This is a genomic window from Rhodococcus sp. 4CII, from assembly GCF_014256275.1.
Lineage (GTDB): Bacteria > Actinomycetota > Actinomycetes > Mycobacteriales > Mycobacteriaceae > Rhodococcus_F > Rhodococcus_F wratislaviensis_A.
This window is the reverse complement of the sequence record NZ_JACCFE010000001.1, coordinates 78,485-100,608: the sequence shown is the minus strand read 5'-3', so window position 1 is coordinate 100,608 and position 22,124 is coordinate 78,485. Positions and strand designations below refer to the sequence as shown.

Annotated in this window: 24 protein-coding genes and 2 pseudogenes; 15 read left to right on the top strand and 11 right to left on the bottom strand. The window is 69.0% G+C overall.

Going from position 1 to position 22,124, the window contains the following annotated elements; all coding sequences use genetic code 11:
- Positions 1-265: 265 nt before the first annotated feature.
- From H0B43_RS00545 to H0B43_RS42750, 4 genes are all read right to left on the bottom strand, one after another.
- Positions 266-718: a universal stress protein gene (locus H0B43_RS00545; RefSeq protein WP_185730690.1), complete on the bottom strand. Its 453-nt coding sequence runs from the start codon at positions 716-718 to the stop codon at positions 266-268.
- Positions 719-878: 160 nt separating this feature from the next.
- Positions 879-3,287: a cation-translocating P-type ATPase gene (locus tag H0B43_RS00540; RefSeq protein ID WP_185730689.1), complete on the bottom strand. Its 2,409-nt coding sequence runs from the start codon at positions 3,285-3,287 to the stop codon at positions 879-881.
- 90 nt (positions 3,288-3,377) lie between these two features.
- The gene (locus tag H0B43_RS00535; RefSeq protein ID WP_185730688.1) at positions 3,378-3,617 is read right to left on the bottom strand and encodes a hypothetical protein; all 240 of its coding nucleotides are present in this window, start codon (positions 3,615-3,617) and stop codon (positions 3,378-3,380) included.
- On the bottom strand, positions 3,614-3,832 hold the full coding sequence (locus H0B43_RS42750; RefSeq protein ID WP_312034172.1) for a DUF2892 domain-containing protein: 219 nt from the start codon (positions 3,830-3,832) through the stop codon (positions 3,614-3,616). Before H0B43_RS42750 ends, H0B43_RS00535 begins: the two co-directional genes overlap by 4 nt.
- 293 nt (positions 3,833-4,125) lie before the next feature.
- Between H0B43_RS42750 and H0B43_RS00525 the strand changes: the two genes are divergently transcribed.
- From H0B43_RS00525 to H0B43_RS00515, 4 genes and pseudogenes are all read left to right on the top strand, one after another.
- On the top strand, positions 4,126-4,395 hold the full coding sequence (locus H0B43_RS00525) for a heavy-metal-associated domain-containing protein (RefSeq protein ID WP_185730687.1): 270 nt from the start codon (positions 4,126-4,128) through the stop codon (positions 4,393-4,395).
- Between the two features lie 501 nt (positions 4,396-4,896).
- A pseudogene (locus tag H0B43_RS41160) lies at positions 4,897-5,316 on the top strand (EamA family transporter); the annotation flags it as partial.
- Positions 5,317-5,611: 295 nt separating this feature from the next.
- Positions 5,612-5,833, top strand: a complete 222-nt coding sequence (locus tag H0B43_RS41155) for an EamA family transporter (RefSeq protein ID WP_312034170.1) — start codon at positions 5,612-5,614, stop codon at positions 5,831-5,833.
- Positions 5,834-5,877: 44 nt separating this feature from the next.
- Positions 5,878-6,106: pseudogene (locus tag H0B43_RS00515) on the top strand (HoxN/HupN/NixA family nickel/cobalt transporter); the annotation flags it as partial.
- Between the two features lie 83 nt (positions 6,107-6,189).
- On the opposite strand, the gene H0B43_RS00510 reads toward H0B43_RS00515, so the two are convergent.
- Positions 6,190-6,672, bottom strand: a complete 483-nt coding sequence (locus H0B43_RS00510; protein WP_312034169.1) for a MerR family transcriptional regulator — start codon at positions 6,670-6,672, stop codon at positions 6,190-6,192.
- On the opposite strand from H0B43_RS00510, the gene H0B43_RS00505 reads away from it, so the two are divergent.
- Positions 6,638-7,405: a methyltransferase domain-containing protein gene (locus H0B43_RS00505; RefSeq protein ID WP_185730686.1), complete on the top strand. Its 768-nt coding sequence runs from the start codon at positions 6,638-6,640 to the stop codon at positions 7,403-7,405. The two genes, H0B43_RS00510 and H0B43_RS00505, sit on opposite strands and share 35 nt — an antisense overlap.
- A gap of 42 nt (positions 7,406-7,447) precedes the next feature.
- On the opposite strand, the gene H0B43_RS00500 is transcribed toward H0B43_RS00505, so the two are convergent.
- Positions 7,448-8,017 (bottom strand): TetR/AcrR family transcriptional regulator, encoded by a 570-nt coding sequence (locus tag H0B43_RS00500; RefSeq protein WP_185730685.1) that lies wholly within the window; start codon positions 8,015-8,017, stop codon positions 7,448-7,450.
- 98 nt (positions 8,018-8,115) lie between these two features.
- Between H0B43_RS00500 and H0B43_RS00495 the strand changes: the two genes are divergently transcribed.
- Together H0B43_RS00495 and H0B43_RS00490 are read left to right on the top strand one after the other, a co-directional pair.
- Complete coding sequence (locus H0B43_RS00495; protein ID WP_213014992.1) at positions 8,116-8,379, top strand: hypothetical protein; 264 nt, start codon at positions 8,116-8,118, stop codon at positions 8,377-8,379.
- Between the two features lie 2 nt (positions 8,380-8,381).
- Complete coding sequence (locus H0B43_RS00490) at positions 8,382-8,912, top strand: DUF2269 domain-containing protein (RefSeq protein ID WP_213015006.1); 531 nt, start codon at positions 8,382-8,384, stop codon at positions 8,910-8,912.
- 17 nt (positions 8,913-8,929) lie between these two features.
- Here H0B43_RS00490 and H0B43_RS00485 read toward each other — a convergent pair whose 3' ends face one another.
- The 5 genes from H0B43_RS00485 to H0B43_RS00465 all read right to left on the bottom strand — a co-directional run bounded on the left by H0B43_RS00485 (position 8,930) and on the right by H0B43_RS00465 (position 12,926).
- Positions 8,930-9,370, bottom strand: coding sequence for an SRPBCC family protein (locus tag H0B43_RS00485; RefSeq protein WP_185730683.1), 441 nt, complete (start codon positions 9,368-9,370; stop codon positions 8,930-8,932).
- A 101-nt stretch (positions 9,371-9,471) separates the two neighbouring features.
- Complete coding sequence (locus H0B43_RS00480; protein ID WP_185950053.1) at positions 9,472-10,686, bottom strand: M23 family metallopeptidase; 1,215 nt, start codon at positions 10,684-10,686, stop codon at positions 9,472-9,474.
- Positions 10,687-10,837: 151 nt separating this feature from the next.
- Entirely contained in the window at positions 10,838-11,644 is an 807-nt protein-coding gene (locus H0B43_RS00475; RefSeq protein ID WP_185730682.1) for a cytochrome c biogenesis CcdA family protein, read from the bottom strand.
- Complete coding sequence (locus tag H0B43_RS00470) at positions 11,641-12,270, bottom strand: TlpA disulfide reductase family protein (protein ID WP_185730681.1); 630 nt, start codon at positions 12,268-12,270, stop codon at positions 11,641-11,643. The genes H0B43_RS00475 and H0B43_RS00470 overlap by 4 nt, the downstream gene beginning before the upstream one ends.
- On the bottom strand, positions 12,267-12,926 hold the full coding sequence (locus H0B43_RS00465; RefSeq protein ID WP_252190425.1) for a TlpA disulfide reductase family protein: 660 nt from the start codon (positions 12,924-12,926) through the stop codon (positions 12,267-12,269). Before H0B43_RS00465 ends, H0B43_RS00470 begins: the two co-directional genes overlap by 4 nt.
- Positions 12,927-13,250: 324 nt before the next feature.
- On the opposite strand from H0B43_RS00465, the gene H0B43_RS00460 reads away from it, so the two are divergent.
- The 8 genes from H0B43_RS00460 to H0B43_RS00425 all read left to right on the top strand — a co-directional run bounded on the left by H0B43_RS00460 (position 13,251) and on the right by H0B43_RS00425 (position 22,121).
- Positions 13,251-13,631, top strand: a complete 381-nt coding sequence (locus tag H0B43_RS00460) for a BlaI/MecI/CopY family transcriptional regulator (RefSeq protein WP_185730680.1) — start codon at positions 13,251-13,253, stop codon at positions 13,629-13,631.
- Positions 13,628-14,590 carry a M56 family metallopeptidase gene (locus H0B43_RS00455; RefSeq protein WP_252190424.1) on the top strand — a complete coding sequence of 321 codons (963 nt, stop codon included), beginning with the start codon at positions 13,628-13,630 and terminating at the stop codon, positions 14,588-14,590. Before H0B43_RS00460 ends, H0B43_RS00455 begins: the two co-directional genes overlap by 4 nt.
- Before the next feature lie 86 nt (positions 14,591-14,676).
- Entirely contained in the window at positions 14,677-15,099 is a 423-nt protein-coding gene (locus tag H0B43_RS00450; RefSeq protein ID WP_312037609.1) for a hypothetical protein, read from the top strand.
- A 106-nt stretch (positions 15,100-15,205) separates the two neighbouring features.
- Positions 15,206-16,318 (top strand): PLP-dependent cysteine synthase family protein, encoded by a 1,113-nt coding sequence (locus tag H0B43_RS00445; protein WP_185730679.1) that lies wholly within the window; start codon positions 15,206-15,208, stop codon positions 16,316-16,318.
- Complete coding sequence (locus H0B43_RS00440) at positions 16,315-17,604, top strand: MFS transporter (RefSeq protein WP_185730678.1); 1,290 nt, start codon at positions 16,315-16,317, stop codon at positions 17,602-17,604. The genes H0B43_RS00445 and H0B43_RS00440 overlap by 4 nt, the downstream gene beginning before the upstream one ends.
- A gap of 124 nt (positions 17,605-17,728) precedes the next feature.
- Positions 17,729-19,267: a multicopper oxidase family protein gene (locus tag H0B43_RS00435; protein ID WP_185730677.1), complete on the top strand. Its 1,539-nt coding sequence runs from the start codon at positions 17,729-17,731 to the stop codon at positions 19,265-19,267.
- A gap of 95 nt (positions 19,268-19,362) precedes the next feature.
- Positions 19,363-20,184 carry a F510_1955 family glycosylhydrolase gene (locus tag H0B43_RS00430; protein WP_185730676.1) on the top strand — a complete coding sequence of 274 codons (822 nt, stop codon included), beginning with the start codon at positions 19,363-19,365 and terminating at the stop codon, positions 20,182-20,184.
- 5 nt (positions 20,185-20,189) lie between these two features.
- Positions 20,190-22,121 carry a copper resistance protein CopC gene (locus H0B43_RS00425; RefSeq protein WP_185730675.1) on the top strand — a complete coding sequence of 644 codons (1,932 nt, stop codon included), beginning with the start codon at positions 20,190-20,192 and terminating at the stop codon, positions 22,119-22,121.
- The last annotated feature ends 3 nt before the right edge of the window (positions 22,122-22,124 follow it).

The following is a 22,124-nucleotide window of genomic DNA, read 5'->3' as shown; positions in this document are numbered from 1 at the left end:
GTGACGTATCTGCTCCCCATGTGGACGAGAAAGAGCCGAACGGCCTATTCGATCAGGTGACGAAGAACCTGCGCACTCGCACGCGAAGGCAATTTCCACGCCCAGGCACCCGGGTATTTGGCAGCCTGCGGGTGCGGATCGGCGTGGTCGGCGTGGTCGGCGTGGTCGGCGTGGTCGGCGTGGACACCCGACACACATCGAGCCGCTGTTGGGCCCCGTGAACCTTTGGCCTTCACGGTTGCGCCGTGGGCGCCGTGGGGGACTTCTACTTGGCTGCAGGCGTTTCCTGTCCTGGTCGGACGATCAGGACCGGGCAGGTGGCGTGGTGGACGAGCTGGGTGGAGACCGACCCGAGAAGCAGCCCGGTGAACCCTCCCCGGCCGCGGGAGCCGACGACAAGCAGGTCCGCATCCTGGGCGGCTTCTAGCAGAACGGAGGCGGGAGGCCCCTGGAGGACCTCTCCGCTGATACGGACGTCCTCGGTGGGAACACCTTTCAATGCATTGCTCTGGGTCTCTTGTGCGACGCGCTCGAATGATTGGTGCTCCCAGATCAGTCCGTCCATGCCGGTCGCCGCGGTCGGAAACTGCCACCCGGTCACCACCCGTACCTGTCCGCGTCGCAGACGCGCTTCGGTCACCGCCCACTCGAGGGCCATCAACGACTGGGCCGACCCGTCCACGCCCACCACGACCTGAAATATGTCGTTGCTGCTCACGAGCTGCGCCTTTCCTCGGTTCTGAGTGACGTTGATGTGCTCACGCGTCGAGGTCACCGAGTTCCTGATTGGACAAGGAGCCTGCCGGAGCTGCTGATTCGGGTAGGGCGTCCATTGCGCTCTTCGTCGTCGACGAATAGTTTGCTTGAGCGGTCACCGCTCACCGCTGACCTGTCGGTGTGGGTTCGGGCGCCGGCCGGGGCGCGGCCGGGTGTGGTTCGGGCGGGGCGGGCAGCTTGAGTCGTTTGAGCATCAGGGCGTTGACCGCGACGATGAGGCTCGAGCCGGACATCGACAGGGCGGCGATCTCCGGGCGCAGCACCAGGCCCAGTGAGGGTTCGAAGACGCCGGCGGCGATCGGTAGGGCGATGACGTTGTAGCCGACGGCCCAGCCGAGGTTCTGCCGCATCTTGCGCAGCGTGCCTCGCCCGATGCGCAGGGCGATGGGAACGTCGAGCGGGTCCGAGCGCATCAGCACCAGGTCGGCGGTTTCGATCGCGACGTCGGTGCCGGCACCGATGGCGATGCCGAGGTCGGCTTGGGCCAGGGCGGGGGCGTCGTTGACGCCGTCGCCGACCATGGCGACCTTCTTGCCGGCACGCTGCAGTTCGGCGATCTTGGCGGCCTTGTCGCCGGGGAGTACTTCGGCGATGACGGTGTCGATGCCCAGCTGCCCGGCTATGCGCGCGGCGGTGGCCTGGTTGTCGCCGCTGAGCATGACCACCTCGACGCCCAGGTCGTGGAGGGCGGACACCGCGTCGGCGGAGGTTTCCCGGGCGGCATCGGCCAGCGCGATCACCCCGGCCCCGCGGCCGTCGACGGCCACCAGCACCGCGGTACGCCCGGTCGAGGCCAGCGAGTCTCGCCGGTCCATCAGGACACCGAAATCGACGTCCTCGGCGACCATGAGCTTGCGGTTGCCGACCGCGACCCGGCGGCCCTGCACCTCGGCGGTGGCACCCTGCCCGGGCACGCTCGAGAACTCGGCCAGCGGCAGTTGCGGGATCGCGCGTTCGGCGGTGTAGCGGACGATCGCGCCGGCCAGCGGGTGCTCGGATTCGCGTTCGACCGCGGCGACGAGGGCGAGGAGCTCGTCCTCGCCGATACCGTCGGCGACCACGTCGGTGACCTCCGGCTCGCCCTTGGTCAGGGTGCCGGTCTTGTCCATCACCACGGTGTCGATGCGCGCCGAGGTTTCCAGTGCGGTGGCGTTCTTGAACAGCACCCCCCGCTGGGCGCCGAGGCCGGTGCCGACCATGATCGCTGTCGGGGTGGCCAGGCCCAGCGCGTCGGGACAGGTGATGACCACGACGGTGATCGCGAACAGCAGTGCCATCTGCACGCTCTCCCCCGCCAGGAGCCACACCAAGAATGTGCCGGTGCCGCCGATCAGGGCGACCAGGACCAGCCAGAACGCGGCCCGGTCGGCGAGTCTCTGCCCGGGTGCCTTGGAGTTCTGGGCCTCCTGGACCAGGGCGACGATCTGGGCGAGAACGGTGTCGGAGCCGACCTTGGTCGCGCGGGCCCGCAGGGTGCCGGTGGTGTTGATCGAGGCGCCGATCACCTCCGATCCGGGTGTCTTGGTCACCGGCAGACTCTCGCCGGTGACCATGGACTCGTCGACCTCCGAGCTTCCGTCCTCGACCGTGCCGTCGACCGGGATCTTCGCGCCCGGGCGGATGAGCAGCAGATCTCCGGCCATGACCTCGGCGGTGGGGATCTCGACCGGTTCCCCGTCGCGCAGCACCAGCGCCATCGGCGGGGCCAGTTCGAGCAGGGTACGGATCGCGTCGTTGGCGCCGCCGCGGGCGCGCATCTCGAACCAGTGCCCGAGCAGCACGAACGCGGTCAGCACCGTGGCGGCCTCGTAGAACACCTCACCGCCGCCGGTGAAGGTGATGGCGGCGCTGTAGAGCCATCCCGTTCCGACGGCCACCGCGACCAGGACCATCATGTCCAGCGTCCGCGCTCTCAATGCCCGGTAGGCGCCGTCGAAGAAGATCCAGGCCGAGTAGAAGATCACCGGGATCGACAGGATGAAGGAGAAGACGTCGTCGCGCAGACCGAACGGTGCGGCCACCGTGAATCCGAGGACGTCACGTCCGATCGGGGACCACAACAGGATCGGGATCGACAGCACCGCGGCAACCAGGAAGCGGTTGCGCATGTCCCGGACCATGTCGTCCATCGACATCCCCGTATGACCACCGCCGTGGCCCATCGTCTCCTGCGGCGACCGTCCATGTGCCTCATGTGCCTCATGTGCTGCCGGTGCGACGGGCGGCGGGGCGTGGTGGAGGTGTGCGGCCACCTCGGCCGGCTCGGACATCGGGTCGCATACGTGATCGGGCACCGCGCGTCCGGCGCAGTGATAGCCGCAGTCACGCACCCACTTCGACAGTTCGACCACCGACGTTTTCGCCGGGTCGTAGGTGACGGTGGCGGTCTGGTTGACGGCGTTCGCTTCGACGGAGGTGACCCCCGGGCGACGGCGCAGGGTGGCCTCGACGGACGCCGTCGAGCTCGCCCAGTTCAGTCCACCTACTTCGAGCACGGTGGTTCGGTTCATTCGTGGCACCTTTCCGTGGCACCTTTCGTTGTCGCGGCACCGAGCCGCCGGCAGACATCGGAACTGGGCGCCCCACCCTGGTGATCCACATCAATCACGATGTCCCCCCATCGAAAACATCATCGCCGCCATCATTCCCAGACATGCCAGCGCGAACACCACGCCCCCGATTCCCACCGTTCCGGTGACGATCAGCGCGACGGCGACAACCAGCATCGGAATACAACAGGCGATCATCATCCAACGGTGACGACTATGACCGCCGGCGCCCTGATCCTCGGGGTCGCTGCTGTCGCCGACGTAGGGCTCACGTCGATCCTCGTCCGTCATGGTGTTCCGCCCTTCAACGATGCCGGGACATGGCCCAGCCTCTGGTACAGCGGGCAATGGCCGGTCGACCCGGCCAGATCCAGTCCGGCGAGAATCAGCAACGCCGCCAACACCACGCCCCAGACCGAGGCTCCGCCCGCGATCACGAACACCCCGCCGGCCACGCCGATGATGATTCGGGCGATCCTCTCGGCCGGGTGACGTTGACATTCCACCTCTGTGTCATCACGGCTCCTCGAGGTCTGATGGACGGTGCGAAGATCCGGTTCACTCGATGCCACTGTCCGATCAGGTCCGAGCCTGCCTCCACCGGATATGGCTTGGCTAGTTGTTCGGTGAAGATTCGATGAAGAAGTCACGCGCAAAGACTCGAGTCGAGGCCCCTGTCGACGTGGATCGACCCCAGGTCCCCGCCGATGTGACGGAACCTCTATTTACCCATACTCCCTACGGGTATATACTTTCACATCGAACGCTCGCTCGAAGCGTTCGAGAAGGGTGAAGATCGATGACTGCCACCACATACACAGTCCAGGGAATGACCTGCGGGCACTGCGTGTCGACGGTGAAGGCTGCGGTCGGTTCCGTCCCCGGCGTGACCGGGGTGGAGGTGGACCTGCAGGCGGGTACCGTGACCGCTGCCGGTACATCGACCGATTCCGCTGTCACGGAGGCTATCTCGGAGGCAGGGTACGAAGTAGTCTCGACGGAACACGAGGCGACGGTCGGTCGCGCCCTGCCCCTGGCCGACAATGCGGGTGGCTGCCGCTGCGGTTGACGTACGACGGCGGCGAGGGGTCCCCCCGGCCAACGAGTGCTGCCTGCACTCTCCTCGGGTCGTGACCCGCCGATTCCTCAACTCAATACCGTGCCAGCGGCGAGCGCACTCGACCAGTCCTCTTCTTCAACGAATCTTCACAAAACCCTCACCGATTTGCGGGGGTTCGCCGCCGAAACTCGGCAACGAACCGACGCATAACGGTGAGGGCCCGCGGAAGGCTGCGGCCGACGCTGACTGCGCATGACCGTTCGAGTGCCCATCCCCGCGCACCGAGGGTGTCCAGCAGGGACCGCGCCGGTGCGACCAGAACTCAATCCAGGGGCATTCGACGAGATCGCTGCACCGCCCAGCCAGATACAGGACTCGTCTATGCACAGACGGTGATGCACGTTCGTGAACGTCTCGAATCAGGCAAGACCGTGAGGAGGCGTGCGGTGGAGGCACAGTCTTGCATTTCAGGTCTCCCTCAGGGGTTCCGAGGTTCGGTGCTGGTTCGTCATGATCGGGCCCACATCTACGTGCAGTGGCCACGATGACCGCTGGCACCGGTTCGGCGGGCGTAGCGGCGCTTCGGCGTGCGCCGAAGCCGTGGCGACTGTTGTGGATCACCGCCACGTGGGGAGCCTGTTTCGTGGCTATTCGCTGGGGCTTCGGGACTCGCCACTGGTGTGGTTCGCCGCCCTGCGCGCCTTGGTGGCAGGGGTGTGTCTGGTTTTGGTCGCCGAGATTCAGAGTCGGCCCAGGCCGCGTGGATTCCACGCCTGGTTACTGATCACGGCGTTGGGCCTAGTCAACGTGACGGTCGCGTTCGCCGCAATGTTCGCCGGAGTGTCAGGACTGGCGACCGGCACCGCAGCGGTGCTCGCCAACGCCCAACCATTGCTGATCTTGTTGCCGGCGTGGTGGTTGTACGGCGAAGCAGTGACCGTCCGGACGGCAGCGGCGTTAGCGGTCGGGTTCTCCGGCCTGTTGGTGGTGGGGGTGCCAGGGGGCGGTGGCAGCGGAGCGCTGTTGTCACTGCTTTCCGCGGCCGCGATCACGGGCGGCACGCTGCTGTCGCGGCGTCTTGCGGGTTTGGACGTGCTCTCGGCCAGCGGCTGGCATTTCGTGATCGGCGGAGTTGTGTTGGCGGTATGGGCGGCAATGGTCGAGGGCCCACCTGTAATCGACTGGACCCCCCCGGTTCGTTGCGGTATTGGCGTTTCTGTCATTGGTGGGGACGGCCGCCGCGTTCGTGGGCTGGTTCACCGAGACCAGGCACTGCCGGCTGGACGCGCTGAGCGCGTGGACATTCCTGGCGCCGGTTGTCGGAATTATATTGGGCTCCTTACTCTTTGGTGAACGGCCTACGGGATGGTCCGCAGCGGGTTTGCTCGCTGTACTGGCGTCGATGTGGATCGTTTTACGGCCACGTCCGGAGCGTTCGGGAACGTGACACGGTTGGCCGTGAGTCAGTAAGTTTCCGTCAGCGCGTCGCCGGTCGGACTGCTGGTCGTCGCCGGCGGGGCCGCAGCCACCTCGGTGCCCTGGTACTCGGTTCTCGTTCTGCCTGTCCTGCTCCGTGCGGGCATGTCGTTGTTCGACTGGCGTCGACGGCTCGCTGATGAACTTCGCCTATGGCTGGGCCTTCGCCCGGCCCGTCCGCAGGATCTACTACAACCTCGTGGTCACCGGACTATCGGTGGCCATCGCGATGCTGATCGGGGCTGGGAATCCCAATTGATCGCGTCGACGCCGCCCGCCGAATAGCGGCCCCGCACCCATCCTCGACTGCCCTGCAGGTTCGCACCATCACAAGGGCGCAAGCGTTCCGATGCGTGCTTCGATCGCGGCGTGGAAGTGCGGACAGGACGCGATGTCGTCGTGATCGCAGTCGAGCGCGCAGTCGATCAGGGCGAGCGAGGCCTGCGCCTGCGCGATCCGCACCGCCAGGGCATCGCGGTGTCGCCCGAGAATGGCTTTGCGCCGGACCGGGTCGTCGGTGTCGAACATCTCCCGGATGTCATCGAGACCGAAACCGGCCTCCTTCGCGCGCAAGATCATCGCCACCGCGTACACATCCGACTTCTCGTATCGGCGGCGCGAGCCGCCTTCTCTCGCCGGGTGCAGCAACCCCACCGATTCCCAATGGCGCAGTACGTGCGTGGCGAGCCCGAACCGCTCGGCGACCTCACCGATACTCCACTGGCCGGCATCCTCGCTTGACTTCATGTCAACATGAAGTCGCACGCTGGCTGTCATGTCAACCACCAACACTTCCACCGACACCGACACCGAGGCGCTCGTCGCGCTCCTCGACATCATCGACAACTACCCCGGTGCCGCGGCGCTGCGGGCACGATCGATCGAACTGCTGGCCGCCCCGCCAGGGGCTACGGTCCTCGACGTGGGCTGCGGCGCCGGCCGCGCCGTCGCCGAGATGACCGAGCAGGGATGGGATGGTCTCGGGATCGACCTGGACGAGCACATGCTGGCCATCGCCCGCAGGCGGTGGCCCGACAGCCGATTCGAGAAAGCGGATGCAGCCGAGCTTCCGCTCGCCGACCACTCGGTGCGGGGATACCGGGCGGAGAAGGTCTTTCACGACATCGCCGATCCCAGCTCGGCGCTCACCGAGGGGCACCGGGTGCTGGCCCCGGGCGGGCGCATCGTCCTGATCGGGCAGGACTGGGACGGGTTCTTCATCGACTCCGACCATCCCGAGCTCACGCGCACCATCGTCCACGCGCGCGCCGACACCGTCGCCGCGCCGCGGGCGGCCCGCCGCTACCGCAACCTCCTCCTCGACACCGGCTTCACCGACGCCCAGATCGAAGTTCACACCGGTGTGTTCACCGACCACACGCTGCTGCCGATGCTCACCGGCATCGCCCACGCCGCCGCCGCGGCCGGCGCGATCACGTCCGAGGAAGCCGAGGACTGGATCGGTGACCAGACGCGCCGCAGGCAGGCGGACCGGGGTTTCGTGGCGATTCCGCTGTTTCTCGCGCACGCCGACCGGCCCTGAGACCCGCGCGCCCCACCGGCGGTGGGGGTGCGGAGATCGCGGTCAGCGCTGCGGCCGCAGTCCGGCCAGGATGATCGCGACGAGCCGGTGCACGGCGGCGGGTGAGTCGAGTCCTTCGGCCGCGGTGACCGCGTGCAGCACGTACCAGGTCAGCTCATCGGCGGTGGCGTCGTCGCGGACCTCGCCCCTCTCCGCCGCGGCGGTGAGCAGGTCGCGGACGAACGCGTGCAAATGTTGCTGTGCGCGGGCCACGTGGTCGCCGCGGTGCAGCCCCGCCGCGATCGCACCGGTGTGGTGATGCGCGAGGATCTGCGCGTACGCCTCGAGCACCGCCGCCAGGCGGGCGCCGGGGCCGGCGGTGTGGTCGCGGACCTCGGCGAGATGGTGCAGGTGGCCGGCGATCTGGCGCTCGTGCCAGGCGGTGAGGATGGCGTCGACGTCGGGGAAGTACTTGTACAGGGTGGCTCGCCCGATCCCGGTGCGCTCGGCGATCTTCGACATGGTCACCGCCGCGAGCCCGGATTCGGCCACCACTGCCGCGGCGGCGTCCATGGTCGCCTCTCGCACCGCCTGGCGATGCGAGGCGATGGTCTCGTTCCACAGCTTGGGCACCCTCGAAGTATACGCAACGCCGCGCTCTCGACAGTATGCCTTGGTATGTGACAGTGTGTATCACAAAAGTTGTCTTGTGTATGAGGGAGCTGCCGCCGATGACCGATCCCACTCCCACCCCGCCGCCCCCGCACCGCGGAGCCGGCGGCAGCCCCGAGCACCGGACGCCGCGCTGGGTGAAGGTGGTCGGCATCGTCGTCGGCCTGCTGCTCGTGCTGGTCGTCGCCGTGATGCTGTTCGGTAGCGGCAACCACGGTCCGGGCCGGCACATGTCCGCCCCCGCCACCGTGGTGCACCCGGCGACCGGCTTCGACGCCGGCCGCACCCTGCCGGAGGCGCCGACCGGGCCGATCGCACTGTGACGATGTCGCCGACGGTGCGCACGCTCGCGCGGACCGTGCACATCGGGGCCTCGGCGGGCTGGCTCGGCGCCATCGTCACGTACCTGGTGGTGGCCGCGGCCACGCTGATCAGCTCCGATCCGGACCAGGTGCGCGGGGGCTATCAGGTGATGGCGATGCTCGCCGACGCGGTGCTGCTGCCGTTGGCGCTGGCCTCGCTGGTCACCGGGTTGATCTGCTCGCTCGGCACAGCGTGGGGCTTGCTGCGCCATTACTGGGTGCTGTTGAAGCTGCTGCTGAACCTGGCCGCCACCGTGGTCCTGGTGCTCTACACCCGCTCGATCGAGTACGCCGCGACCGTCGCGGCGCAGCCGAGCTGGTCGCAGGCCGACCGGGCCGTCCTGGCGGACCCGACCCATCTGGTGCATGCCACCGCCGCCCTGGTCGTGGTGCTCGCCGCGCTGGTGCTGGCGGTGTACAAGCCGCGCGGGGTCACCGCATACGGGCACCGGAAGGCGCTGCGGAGCCGGGCGGCGCCCAGTATGTCGTCGTAGGTCGCGGCCGGTGGCGGTTACTCGGCGCGGGTTTCGAGTAGTGCCTTGAGGTTTCGCAGGTTGGCGGCGAAGTCCCGCCGCAGGCTCGCGGCGACCACCCGGTCAGCGAGGGCGAACAGCCCCTTCTGCTCCATCCGCATGTGGCAGCTCAGCCGGGTTCCCTCGGTGGTCTCCTCGGTTCGGTACGACACCTCGAAGCGGCTCGGTCCGGACGCACCGGTGAACGTGATCTCCGCGTTCGGCTCGAAGTGGGCGTATTCGTTGATCAGGTCCAGCTTCCGACCCAGAAACTTGCGGACGACAACATGTTTGGTGCCCACCCCGGGCGGACCGTCGGTGACCCGGCGGACCTGTTCGAGTCCGTTCTGCCAGCGGGGCGCGTTGGTCTGGTCGGCGACGAAGTCGAAGACCTCCCCGATGGGGCATTCGATGACGATGCTGCCCTCGACGTCGATCACACCGACCACCGTCCCTTCCGCTCCACCGCTGCGGTTCGACTGCAGGAGGCGCCTACCGCCGATTGTCCCTCCGGCTGCCGAAACGGGGAAAGAGCAGCAGATCAGTCGAGTCCGACGATGGAGGCGCCGCGCTTGGCCAGCCACTTGATCGGGTCCACGATTTCCCCGTCCGAGTCTTCGATTTCGAAGTGCAGGTGCGGGCCGGTCGACTGGCCGCGGTTGCCGACGGTGGCGATCTGCTGTCCGGCCTTGACCCGCTGCCCCACCTCGACCAGGTTTTCGTTGTTGTGCCCGTAGGTGGTGATGGTGCCGTCGTCATGCCGGATCCGGACCCACAATCCGAAGCCTTGGGCGGGGCCGGCGTCGATGACTTCACCGTCGGCGACGGCGACGATCGGCGCGCCGAGTGTATTCGCGATGTCGATGCCCTCGTGTCCGCGTCCATCCCCCATGGTGGAGGTGACGGTGCCCGCACTGGGTGCCACGAACTCCTTGGTGCCGGGGCGATTCCAGGTGCGGGGCTGCTGCGGAGCCGTCGTCGCGGCGTCCTCGGTCTCTTCTTCACCGATCTCTTCACCGGTCGCGTCGTCGGCGGTGTCCGGGGTGCCGGTGCCGTCGTGGGTGCCGGTGCCGTCCGCGGGTGCGGTGGCGCCGTCGCCGGTGTCCGCCTCGGGTGAGGGGGCCTCGGTGCCCTCGGGGTGGTCGGTGTGCTCGCTCTGCGGATCGGCGGCCGTCTCGGTCTCACCGGTTCCGGTGACCTCCTCCCCGTCCGGGCTCGGAGCGCTGGCCTCGGCGGGCGCCGATTCCTCGGCCGGGTCGGTGGTGTGGTCGAAGATGCCGGGGCCGGAGGATTCGGAGACGTCGCCGAGTTCGAGTGCGGCGAGCAGTCTGGGGGCGATACCGCCGTCGACGGCGCCGAGCTCGTCGGCGCAGACGCCGAGCACATCGGCGGCGGCGGACCCGGTCGCGGACAATCCGCTCAGGCATCCGGCCAGCAGGTGCTGAGCCTCGAAGGCGTCGGCGAGCGAGCCGTTGGCCTCGGCGTTCCTCAGGCTGGCGGCCGCGATGTTCGCGACGGTCTGCCAGCGGCTGGGATCGACCACCACCACGTCCGGCTGGGACGCGTCGGCGACCATGGTGACCGCGTCGGCCAGCGCCGCGGCCAGCGCGGACGGCGACTCCGCGTGGCCGGGATGGGCGGCCGAGGCGGGCGGGGCGGCGATGACCATCACGGCCGCCGCCGTCGAGGCACCCAGCGCCAGGGTGGGCAGTCTTCTCGTGCAGGCGGTCAGCGTTGCTGTGGTGATGCCGCGCATCGCAGGTCCCTTCTGAGCAGTCACGCCGCGTATTCGGCGGTGAGGCAAACAAACGGACCGGCGCGACAAGTCAAGACGACACGCCGTAACGCTAATACACTTCCTTCACTTCTGTGCCGCTATTCACTTGTTTCCCATCGCTCCCACCGAGTCAGATGGGGAGGACGACGGCGGTGACGAATTCGTCGCGGATCCAGGCGACGAACACATCCCACGCCCCGGTGAGCAGGGCGAGTCCGACCACGACGAGGGTCAGGCCCCCGATGATCTGGAGGGTGCGCGAGTGCCGCCGCAGCCAGCCGACACCGCGGACGGCGGCGGTCGAGCCGAAGGCGAGCAGGATGAACGGCACTCCCAGGCCGAGGCAATAGGCGACGATCAGGGTGACGCCGCGGGCGGCGGTGGCGCCCTCGGTGCCGGCACTGACCGAGAGGACGCCGGCGAGGGTGGGACCCAGGCAGGGGGTCCAGCCCAGCCCGAACACGGCCCCGAGCAGTGGGGCGCCGGCGAGGTGCCCTACCCGGCGAGGCCGGGGGCGGGTGTCCCTTTGCAGGGCCGGGATGAGGCCGAGGAAGGCCAGTCCCATCACGATGGTGATCACGCCGCCGAGCTGTTGGAGCAGTTCCCGGTTGAGTTGGAGCATGCTGATCGCTCCGAACACCGAGGCGGTGGCGAGGACGAAGACGACGGTGAACCCGGCGACGAACAGGATCGCGGCGCCGGTGACCCGCCATCGGGTGGCCGTGCGCACCCCGGTCCCGCCGCCGGGAACTGCTTCGGTTTCGGCGCCGGTGAGCCCGGCGAGATACGACAGGTAACCGGGGACGAGGGGGATGCAGCACGGGGAGGCGAAGGAGATCAGCCCGGCCAGCGCGGCGGCGCCGAGCGCCAGCAGCATCGGGCCGGTGGCGGCGGCGGTCTGGAAGCTCGATCCGAGCTCCTGGGCGAGCACGGTCATGTCGGTGCTCCCGGCTCGGCCGCGACGCGTTCGATGACCGGTTGCAGGTCCTCGGTGAGCAGGGCGCGCAGGAACACCGCGGCCACCCGGTGGTGGCGGTCGAGGACGAGGGTGGAGGGGATGACGCTGGTGGGATAGCTGCCACCGAGGGCGAGCAGGGTGCGCATGGGTGGGTCGTAGAGGGAGGGGTAGGTGACGGCGTTGTCGGTGACGAAGTCCTGCGCCTTGTCGCGCTGCGGGTCGCGGACGTTGATGCCGAGGAACGCCACCCCGAGGTCCGCGGTGGCGGTGTAGGCGCGTTCGAGGTCGTCGGCCTCGCTGCGGCAGGGGGCGCACCATTGGCCCCACAGGTTGATCACCACGACCTTGCCGGTGTAGTCCGACAGCGACACCGGTTGGTCGGTCATCAGGTCCGGGCCGGACAGGGCACCGATGGTGCCCCGGGTCTGGGGTGGGTCGTAGAAGATGTCCGTCTGCCCTCCCGGAGCGACGAAGTCGAACGTGCCGCCCTGGGCGACGGCGTCCGCGCCGGTGCTACAGCCGGCCGCGGTGAGTAGAGCTGCGCAGACGGCGGCGAGGACCGCTCTTCGGCGGACCGTGCGTCGCTGCGGCTTCGGTGTGGTCATGGCATCAAGTCGCTGACGGCTCGGTGGATCTGGGCGGGATCGTCGAAGGTCGCCGGCGTGGTGATGCGCGCAATCGAGCCATCCGGGCGCAACAGGAAGCTCAGCGGCAGCACCGGCGGCGCTGCGAGAGAAGCGCGGATGGCGGCGGCATCGGTGTCACCGAAGGACGGATAGTGCGCTCCCAATTCGGTGAGCAGCGCGAGTGCGGCGGTGGAACTGTCTTCGACATCGATGCCGACCACACGGATCGCGTCCGGGGTGTGTGCGTAGGCCTCGAGGGCGGGGATCTCCTCCCGGCAGGGCCCACACCAGGAGGCCCACACATTGATCAAGGTCGGCTCGCCGCTCAGGGCGGCACCGAGATCGACCTCAGCGGGCGATCCGAGGCAGCGGGCGGTGATTCCTCCCAGCGCTCCGGCGTCGGCGGTCTCCGACACGGCCCCTGTCTTTGCGGTCGGACACGGCTGTAGCGCTGCTGCGGCGGCGAGTCGGCCCAGTTCGGCCTGGTCGCTTCCGCGGCCCGTCGCGATTGCGGTGGCCCGCCCGGCGGAGGGGTCGTCATCGTTTTGTCGCGGCCAGAGCGCGACGATCAACACAACGATCACCGCCAGAACCGGCACAAGCCAGCGGACTCCGACCGGCAGGGGGCGGCTCATCTCGTGGTTCTCTGAACCCGGAGGACTCTCAATCGATTACGAGGGCATCATCATCGAGCACATGTCGCACATCTGGCACATCTGGCCGCTCATCATCATCATCTGACAGTCCCACCACGCCTGCAGGTTGCTCATCATGTCCAGCATCGTTTCCACTCCTTTGCGTCGATTCGCATCAGTTTCCGAAATCAATATACGTACTACGTACGTAGATAGTAGATAAGGGGTGTTCTGTGATGTCCCCGCAGGTGGGCGCGCGACGGAGGCGCGGGAACCCAGCCGGGACGTCGTACGCTGGGACGACGAAGACGGTGGGAGGGCGCGATGCGGGTGCGCGGGTTCGGAGAACTCGAAGCGGTAGTGATGGAACGGCTGTGGGATCGAGAGGGATCGACCACGGTTCGTGAGGTGTTCGACGACATGGCCCGGGGCCGCGAGATCGCCTACACCACCGTGATGTCGACGATGGACAACCTGCACCGCAAGGGATGGCTCGAGCGCGAGCGCAGCGGCAAGGCATTCCGGTACTGGCCCACCCTGACCCGGGAAGAGCACAGCGCCCGGCTGATGCGGGAGGCCTTCCACTCCGGCGGCCGCTCCGATGTGGTCTTGACCCACTTCTTCGAGCAGATGAGCGAGGAGGAGGCCGTCGGCCTTCGGATGGCTTTGCAACGGATGGCCACGGACGAGGACGCCGCCCGATGATGAGCGCGGCGGCGTGTTTCCTGCTGTTCAGTGGGCTCGTTGCCGTCCTCGGCCCGCCGGTGCTGCGGCGCCTCACCCATGGCGGCCTCGCCCCGTGTCTGGGCGTGATCGCCTGGTCGGCGGCCACCGCCAGCGTGGTGCTCTCGTGGTCGATGGCCGCACTGCTGCTTGTTCTCGACATTCCGCGGTATCGGACTGGTCCCGGCGGGTCGTTGCTCGGGGCCTGCCTTGCTCGCCTGCAGGCGAGCATCGGCGGCGCCGACACCGCATTCGAGGTGGCCGGTGTCGCGGCGGCCACGGCAGTGGTGTCGATCACCGTGTGGATCACCGGCCGACTCGCCGTCGGGCTGATGCGGCTGCGGATCCGCACCCACGGTCACGCCCGCCGGGCCCGCCTCATCGGCCACCGGGTGCGCGGCGTGGACGCCGTGGTCATCGACAACGCCGAGCGCGCCGCCTACTGCGCCGCCGGGCGACCGCACGCCGTGGTGATCACCACCGCCGCCCTCGCTGCCCTCGATGCCCGGCAGGTCCAGGCAGTCCTCGCCCACGAACGCGCCCATCTGGCCGGGCACCACGCACAGATCCTGGCCGTGCTGCGTGTGCTCGCCGCCTCGCTTCCCGGGATGACCCTGTTCACCGCCGGTGCGGTGGAGGTCGGCCGCCTGCTGGAGATGTGCGCGGACGACTCCGCGGCCCGCGTACATGGCTCGAGTACCCTGCTCTCGGGGCTGATCGCGTTGTGCGCTCCGGCCCAGGTCCCCGACGGCGCCCTCGGCGCCGGCAACATCGCCCTGCTGGACCGGGCCGGACGACTGGCATCCCCGCCGCGGCCGGCCGAGAAGGTGCGGGTGCGCCTGCTGACGGCGGCCGTGGTGGCCGCGGTGACCGTCACCCCGCTCGCCCTGGCCGCGCTCGAGGTGACCGGAACCATGTGGTGCCTGCCGATGACTTCTTGACCAGCGGATATCACCCCCGGTGGGCCCTGGTAGCCGCTGGCCAACTGGACCGCTGCCCAGGTAAGCGCTGCTACAGTCGGGAAATTGTGACGGCCCTTGCGATACGCCCCCCGCGTATACGGACGGTTATTGCGGTCGCCGCTGCCCTCTATCTGCTCGCCCACACGATCGCCCAGTGCGGGATCTTTTTGGCACACGATCACCAGGGCGAAGACGTACACGTCTCCTCCTCCACGACCTCGATGCCGGCCGAGGAATCGGCGCCCGGGCACGCGCACATCGACGATGGATCGACCCACCTGTCGCACGAGGCGCACAGCGTCGTCGCCATGCCCCGCTCCGACAATCCGCTCCGCCCGCTGACCGTCGCCGCGGTCGTCGCGATCGCCCTGGCCGTGGTGCTGGTGCTGATGTCGGCGCCGCTGATCCCGCGGGCCCCGCCGGATCTGCCCGTTCCCATCCGGCACGGCCGGACCGTCTTGAACGAACTCTGTATCAACAGGTGCTGATCGGCAGCCCGCAGGCCATCTGAGGACTTTGGTCCTCGTGGCCCAGCTCGTGCTGCCCATCACTCACTTACTGCGCTGTCGCAGTCACATACAGGGATTACTCGTCATGAACAGTGCTGTTCCCTCCACGCTCGTTCCGCCGTCCTCCGCGCACCTGCTGACCACCGCCAACCGTTGCCCGCAGCCGAGCACCATGGTCGGCAACACCCCCGTCCTGTGGATCGGGGAACCCTTCGCCGATGCCGGGCGGGGTTTCTGGGCGAAACTCGAAGGCAGCAACCCCGGCGGGATGAAAGACCGCCCCGCCCTGCACATGGTCGAGAAAGCCAAGGCGCGCGGCGACCTCGCACCCGGGGCGATGATCATCGAATCCACCAGCGGAACCCTCGGCCTGGGTCTGGCGTTGGCCGGGATCACCCACCACCATCCCGTCACCCTCGTCACCGACCCCGGCCTGGAACCGATCGTGCACAACATGCTCGCGGCCTATGGTGCCCACGTCGAGCTGGTCACCGCCCCGCACCCCACCGGCGGCTGGCAACAGGCCCGGCGGGAGAAGGTCCGCGAACTCCTGGGCACCCATCCGGGGTCGTGGTGCCCGGATCAGTACACCAACCCGGACAACGTCGACGCGTACGAGTCACTCGCCCTCGAGCTGATCGCCCAGCTCGGCCGCGTCGACACGCTGGTCTGCTCGGTGGGCACCGGCGGACATTCCGCCGGCGTCGCCCGGGTGCTGCGACAGTTCTGCCCCGACCTGAAACTGGTCGGCGTCGACACCATCGGATCGACCATCTTCGGGCAACCCGCCAGTACCCGGCTCATGCGCGGGCTGGGCTCGAGCATCTACCCGGACAACATCGACTACCCCGCCTTCGACGAGGTGCACTGGGTGGCTCCACACGAGGCGGTCTGGTCCTGCCGCACGCTGGCGGCCACCCACCATGCCAGCGGCGGCTGGAGTGTCGGTGCCGTCGCCCTGACCGCCGGTTGGATCGCCCGCACCAGCGCCCCGGAGACCCGCGTCGCCGCGATCTTCCCCGACAGCCCGCAGCGTTACTTCGACACCATCTACAACGACGACTACTGCGCCGAGCACGGCCTGCTCGACGCACCCCCGCCGACCGATCCGGCCACCATCGACCACCCGACCGACCACGTCGTGAAATCCTGGACCCGGTGCGCCACCGTGGTCGATCCCACGGAGAGCGTTTCATGAAGAACCTTTTGATCCAGTTCCGCAGCTTCGACCGACCCAGCCAGGTGCTGATGGTCAACCAGTTCTCCATCAACGTGGGCTTCTACATGCTGATGCCGTATCTGGCGGGGTACCTGGCCGGACCCCTGGGACTGGCGGCGTGGGCGGTCGGGTTGGTGCTGGGCATGCGGAACTTCTCCCAGCAGGGGATGTTCCTGCTGGGCGGCACCCTCGCCGACCGGCTCGGGTACAAGCCGCTCATCGTCGCCGGCTGCCTGCTGCGGGTCGCCGGGTTCGTCCTGCTCGCGGCCGTGGAATCGCTGCCGGCGATCCTGCTCGCCTCGGTCGCCACCGGGTTCGCCGGGGCGCTGTTCAACCCGGCTGTGCGGGCGTATCTGGCCGCCGACGCCGGGCCCAGGCGGGTCGAGGCGTTCGCCACCTTCAACGTCTTCTATCAGGCCGGGATCTTGCTGGGCCCCCTGGTCGGGCTCGCCCTGACCACCCTCGATTTCCGAGTCACCTCGCTGGCGGCGGCCGCGGTCTTCGCCGTGCTGACGCTCGTGCAGATCTGGGCGCTGCCCGCTCATCGGGCCGACACCGCCGGCGCCAAGACGTCGGTGCTCGAGGATTGGCGGGTGGTGGTCGCCAACCGGCCCTTCGTCCTGTTCGCACTGGCGATGATCGGGTCCTACGTGCTCTCGTTCCAGATCTATCTGGCGCTGCCCCTGCAGGCGGCGGTGGTCGTCGGTGACGACCGGTCCGATACCGCCCTGGTGACCTCACTGTTCGTGGTGTCCGGGGTGGTGGCGATCGCCGGGCAGCTGCGGATCACCTCCTGGTTCTCCCGCCGGTGGGGTTCGGGACGCAGCCTGGTCGTCGGCATGGCCATCATGGCGGCGGCCTTCCTGCCGCTGATCGCGCTGCCCAGTCCGGCCGCGCTGGGAGGGTGGGCCGCCGGCGGCGCCCTGGTGCTCACCGCGGCCCTGTTGGCGGTCGGCACCGCCGCGGTATTTCCGTTCGAGATGGACACCGTCGTCGCCCTGTCCGGCGGCAAGCTGGTCGCCACCCACTACGGCTTCTACAACACGGTGGTCGGGGTCGGCATTCTGCTCGGCAACCTGGGCACCGGCGCCGTCTTCGGGATCCTGCGCGACGCGGATCTGGGGGCGCTGATCTGGGTGGCGTTGACCGTTGTCGGGGCGGTGTGCGTGACCGCCCTGTATCTGCTCGACCGGTCCGACCGGCTCACCCCACCCCCTGCCGAGAAGGCGGTGTCCGAGGACGACGAGGTACCCGCCGTCGGCTAGGTCCCGGTCAACGCGCTGGTCAGGTGCCCACCCCACCCCATCTACTATGTAACTACGTAGATCGGGTGGGGTTCTCGGGCGCACCCCCTTGGGCCGTGATCGGCGCCCGGAAGAGGAGTTGCGGATGATCGAGCAGTTTCCCGGCGGCACCCGCCTGTCGCGCCGGAACTTTCTGGTGCTGGCCGGTCTGGGGGCGGCCGCGACGGTGACCGCGTGCAGCACCGGCGGCACCGCACCGGCGACCACGTATGTCGGCCCCGACTCGACTGCCGTGAAGGCGGCGGAGCAGGTCCGCCGAACCAACATCGGGACCGGGAACACGGTCACGGCGTCGTTGAAAGCCGGTCCGACCCGGATCGATCTGGGCGGTGTCCAGGTCGACACCTGGGCCTACAACGACCGGATACCCGGCCGGGAAATCCGCCTGCGCCGCGGGGATGTGCTGCGCGCCGAGCTGACCAACGAACTCCCGGCCGAGTCCACCATCCACTGGCACGGCCTCGCGCTGCGCAATGACATGGACGGGGTACCCGGACTGACCCAGTCCGCCATCGCCCCGAACACCCCGTTCACCTACGAATTCCTCGCCCCCGACGCCGGGACCCACTGGTTCCATCCCCATGTCGGGATGCAATTGGACCGGGGCCTGTACGCGCCGGTCATCGTCGAAGATCCCGCCGAGGGCGCCGACTACGACCTTGAGGCCGTCCTGGTCCTCGACGACTGGCTCGATGGGGTGGCCGGACGCACCCCCGACCAGCAGCTGGACATCCTGCGCCGGGACGGGATGCCGATGAGCGGCATGGGAATGGACCACGGGGGCATGTCCGGCATGGGCGCCGCGACCGATCCCGCCAACCCGCTCGGTGCCGACACCGGGGACGTGGACTACCCCTACTACCTCATCAACGGCACCCTCGCCGCCGACCCGTTCTCGGTGCGGGCCCGGCCCGGGCAACGCGTGCGATTGCGGATCATCAACGCCGGGGCGGACACCCCGTTCCGCCTCGCGGTCGGGGGCCATCAACTGACCGTCACCCACAGCGACGGGTATCCGGTGCAGCCGGTCACCGGATCCTCGCTGCTGATCGGCATGGGCGAACGCTTCGATGCGATCGTCACTCTCGGCGACGGGGTCTTCCCCCTCGTCGCCTCCGCCGAGGGCAAGCAGGGCCAGGGTTTCGCCGTGATCCGCACCGGAGCCGGTGGACGACTCGACCCGGCCATCCGGCCTCCCGAGCTCGACGCACCCCCGATCACCGGCCTGGCGCTACGCGCCCGCGAGGAGGTCCGGCTCGACCGTCGGGCCCCGGACCGGGTGCACGAGCTGATGCTGGGCATGGACATGTCCGGGTACCGGTGGACGATCAACGGCGCCACCTACGACCAGCACACCCCGCTCGAGATCGCCCAGGGCCAGCGGGTGCGCTTGCGGTTTGTCAACCAGACCACGATGTTTCACCCCATGCACCTGCACGGGCACACCTTCCAGGTCGTCGACGACCAGGGCGCCGGCCCCCGCAAGGACACCACGTTGGTGCTGCCGAATCAGACCGTCGAGGTGGACCTCGACGCGGACAACCCGGGCCAGTGGCTGGTGCACTGCCACAACCTGTACCACGGCGAGGCCGGGATGATGACCACCCTGTCCTACACCGAATAGCCTCGGCCGCAAGAGCATCCGCCCGAGCGCACGGACGGGGCATCTGCCGCGGCCAACTCCCACTCTCATCCCACCGAGCACAGAACGAGACCCCTATGCCTGCTAATCGGATCGCCCGCACCCTATTTCCCACCGGGATCGCTGCGCTGCTCGTCCTCGCCGGCTGCTCCTCCGGGGCCGACGAGACCACGAAACCGGACGCCGCCGTCCCGGTGGTGGAGCTGCGTTCCGAACTGTCCCACCTGCACGGACTGCACGTCGGCGACGACGGCACCGTGCTCGCCGGCACCCACACCGGCCTGTTCACCATCGACACCTCCGGTGCGACATCCCGCGTCGGCGCCTCCGACGACGACTTCATGGGGCTGACCGGCGTACCGAACACCGACACCGTCTTCGCCTCCGGACACCCCAGCGCGTCCAGTTTCGCGGCCAACCCGCTGGGGCTGCGCAGCAGCACCGACGGCGGCACGAGCTGGATGGACCGATCCCTGGCGGGGCAGGTCGATTTCCATGCCCTGACCACGGACGGACGCCTTCTCGTCGGGTTCGACGGCACCGACGGGCTGCTCGTCTCCACCGACGGCGGCACCACCTGGACACCGGGCGCGAGGCTGGTCGCCGCCGCACTGGCGATCAACGCCAGCGGGGTGTGGGCGGTGACCCCGGCGGGTCTGGAACACAGCACCACCGCCGCCCGCACGTTCTCGCCCGTGCCGAACGCCCCCCGCCTGGTAATGATCGCCGGCGCCGGCGATGCGCTGTGGGGCGTCGACGGGGACGGATATGCCTGGCGCAGCAGAGACGGGCAGGACTGGCAGAAACGCTCCCTGGTCGGCACCGTCGACGCGCTGACCGCAGCAAATTACGACACCGCCTACGCCGCCACCTCCCGGTCGCTCTACACCCTGAACTGACCGACATGCCCACCGCCGCCCGCCCGCTGATCCGTGGCCTCGTCCTGCTGCTGGCCTTGGTCGCGCTCGCGGGCGCCGGGGCGGGGGTGGCCGGCGCCCATCCCACCCTGCTGTTCACCGATCCCAGAGCCGACACCGCGGTCTCCGCTCCCCCGCAGTCGATCACGTTGATGTTCAACGAACCGGTCACCCCCGGGGCGTCCGCGATCGTGGTGAGCGACAGCACCGGCCGCGCAGTGCCGATGGGTGGCGCCGAGACCGCCCGAGACGGGCGTGTGCTCACCGCCCGCCCGGCCGCGACCCTGGCGCCGGGCACCTACACCGTGCGCTGGCAGGTGACCGGCGCCGACGGGGACCTCATCGAGCAGGACTTCCGGTTCGCCGTCGGCCTCGCGTTGACCGGCGACGGCAGTGCGGCCGGCGGTCAGTCGACGTCCTGGACCGATGCCGCGCTGCGGTGGCTGCTGTTCCTCGGGCTCGCCGGCGCGCTCGGAGGCCTGGTCGCCGAGCGCGTCACCGCCACCGCCCGGCGAGAGAATCCGGCGCTTCCGGTGGTGCGGTCGTGGATAGTTGCAGCTTCCCTCGTGGGTTTGGGCGGTGTCCTCGGGCTCGGCGCGGCCCTGGCCGTATCCGCCGGCACGGTGAGTGTGCTGTGGCAGGGACGCCCGGGCCTGGTATTGCTCACCGAGGCCACAGGATTGATGCTGGCGGCCGTGTTGGCCTCGGCCGGTCGCCGGGTGTGGGCGGCGGCACCGTTGGTGCTGGTGGTCGCCGCGGAGGGGCTGCGCTCGCATGCCAATGTCGCGTCGCCCGGGTGGGGTGGAGCGCTGACCGCGATCCATCTGGCGGCCGCCGCGATCTGGGTGGGCGCACTGCTACACACGGTCCGAGCGGTGCTTGCCTGGTGGGGCGAGCGCGCCGCCGTGCGGTGGGTATTGGCGGGATACACCCGGCTGGCGGTGTGGACCTTCCTGATCGTGGTCGCCACCGGCACCGTCTCCGCCCTGCTGCTGATTCCGCTCGCCGCACTGTTTTCCACCACCTACGGCCAGGTGCTGGTGGTCAAGCTTGTGTTGGTCGCCGCCGCCTCCGGGTTGGCGCTCGCGGCGCGGCTGGCGCTGCACGCCCCGGAGCGAACAGCCGTGGTTCGGCCGAAGATTCGGGCCGAGAGCATCGTGTTGATCGCGGTGCTGGCGGTCAGCGCCACTCTGGTCTCCACCACCCCGGCCGGCACCTCTCCGCAACCGGGACCCCCGGCACCGCAGGGTCCGGTCCTGCCTCTGGGCGGGCTGGCCGGGCAGGTCGGGATCTCCGTCGCCGCCAGCGACGGGCAACTGGTGGTGCGCCTGTCCACCCCGCGACGCGGCGACTACTACGCCCCCGAACCGGACCAGGACTTCACCCTGACCGGGCGGATCGACACCGCGGCAGGCGATGACAGCGCACTGGCCCTGCGCGGATGCGGACCGGGCTGCTTCGTCGCCCCGGCCACCTGGCAGAGCGGGGACAACCTGCTCACCCTCGGTGCCGCGGCACAGGGCTGGCAGGGCGGCACGGTCAGCCTGCTCGTGCCCTGGCCCACCGAGCCCGGCGGCGACGACCTCGCCCGCGCCGTCGCCGCCACCCGCGCCGCGGGCGACCTGACGGTCTACGAAACCGTGACCAGCGACACCACCGGCCCAGTGCCCGAGCCACAGCGACTCGACCTGCCCGCCGACTTCTTCCTGGCGCAGGAACCGTATGCCGACGGCACCGCCCCGATCGCCGCCCGGCTGCCGCACCAGGGCGGCGTGCGGCTGGCGCTCGGCTACCCGGCCGCCGGAATGAACGTACTGCTCACCCTCGACGACGCCGGACGAATCAGCGAGGAAACCCTCACCGACACCAAACATCTCGTCACCCGCAGATTCCTCTACCCAGAGCCCGGTGCCCGATGACCG

Coding starts and splice junctions, on each gene's coding strand:
- H0B43_RS00425 (WP_185730675.1), top strand. CDS start 20,190: ATGCCCACCGCCGCCCGCCCGCTGATCCGTGGCCTCGTCCTGCTGCTG.
- H0B43_RS00470 (WP_185730681.1), bottom strand. CDS start 12,270: ATGACCACACCGAAGCCGCAGCGACGCACGGTCCGCCGAAGAGCGGTC.
- H0B43_RS00480 (WP_185950053.1), bottom strand. CDS start 10,686: ATGCGCGGCATCACCACAGCAACGCTGACCGCCTGCACGAGAAGACTG.
- H0B43_RS00495 (WP_213014992.1), top strand. CDS start 8,116: ATGACCGATCCCACTCCCACCCCGCCGCCCCCGCACCGCGGAGCCGGC.
- H0B43_RS00525 (WP_185730687.1), top strand. CDS start 4,126: ATGACTGCCACCACATACACAGTCCAGGGAATGACCTGCGGGCACTGC.
- H0B43_RS00455 (WP_252190424.1), top strand. CDS start 13,628: ATGATGAGCGCGGCGGCGTGTTTCCTGCTGTTCAGTGGGCTCGTTGCC.
- H0B43_RS00490 (WP_213015006.1), top strand. CDS start 8,382: ATGTCGCCGACGGTGCGCACGCTCGCGCGGACCGTGCACATCGGGGCC.
- H0B43_RS00445 (WP_185730679.1), top strand. CDS start 15,206: ATGAACAGTGCTGTTCCCTCCACGCTCGTTCCGCCGTCCTCCGCGCAC.
- H0B43_RS00475 (WP_185730682.1), bottom strand. CDS start 11,644: ATGACCGTGCTCGCCCAGGAGCTCGGATCGAGCTTCCAGACCGCCGCC.
- H0B43_RS00440 (WP_185730678.1), top strand. CDS start 16,315: ATGAAGAACCTTTTGATCCAGTTCCGCAGCTTCGACCGACCCAGCCAG.
- H0B43_RS00535 (WP_185730688.1), bottom strand. CDS start 3,617: ATGACGGACGAGGATCGACGTGAGCCCTACGTCGGCGACAGCAGCGAC.
- H0B43_RS00465 (WP_252190425.1), bottom strand. CDS start 12,926: ATGAGCCGCCCCCTGCCGGTCGGAGTCCGCTGGCTTGTGCCGGTTCTG.
- H0B43_RS00435 (WP_185730677.1), top strand. CDS start 17,729: ATGATCGAGCAGTTTCCCGGCGGCACCCGCCTGTCGCGCCGGAACTTT.
- H0B43_RS00430 (WP_185730676.1), top strand. CDS start 19,363: ATGCCTGCTAATCGGATCGCCCGCACCCTATTTCCCACCGGGATCGCT.
- H0B43_RS00540 (WP_185730689.1), bottom strand. CDS start 3,287: ATGAACCGAACCACCGTGCTCGAAGTAGGTGGACTGAACTGGGCGAGC.
- H0B43_RS00460 (WP_185730680.1), top strand. CDS start 13,251: ATGCGGGTGCGCGGGTTCGGAGAACTCGAAGCGGTAGTGATGGAACGG.
- H0B43_RS00505 (WP_185730686.1), top strand. CDS start 6,638: ATGTCAACCACCAACACTTCCACCGACACCGACACCGAGGCGCTCGTC.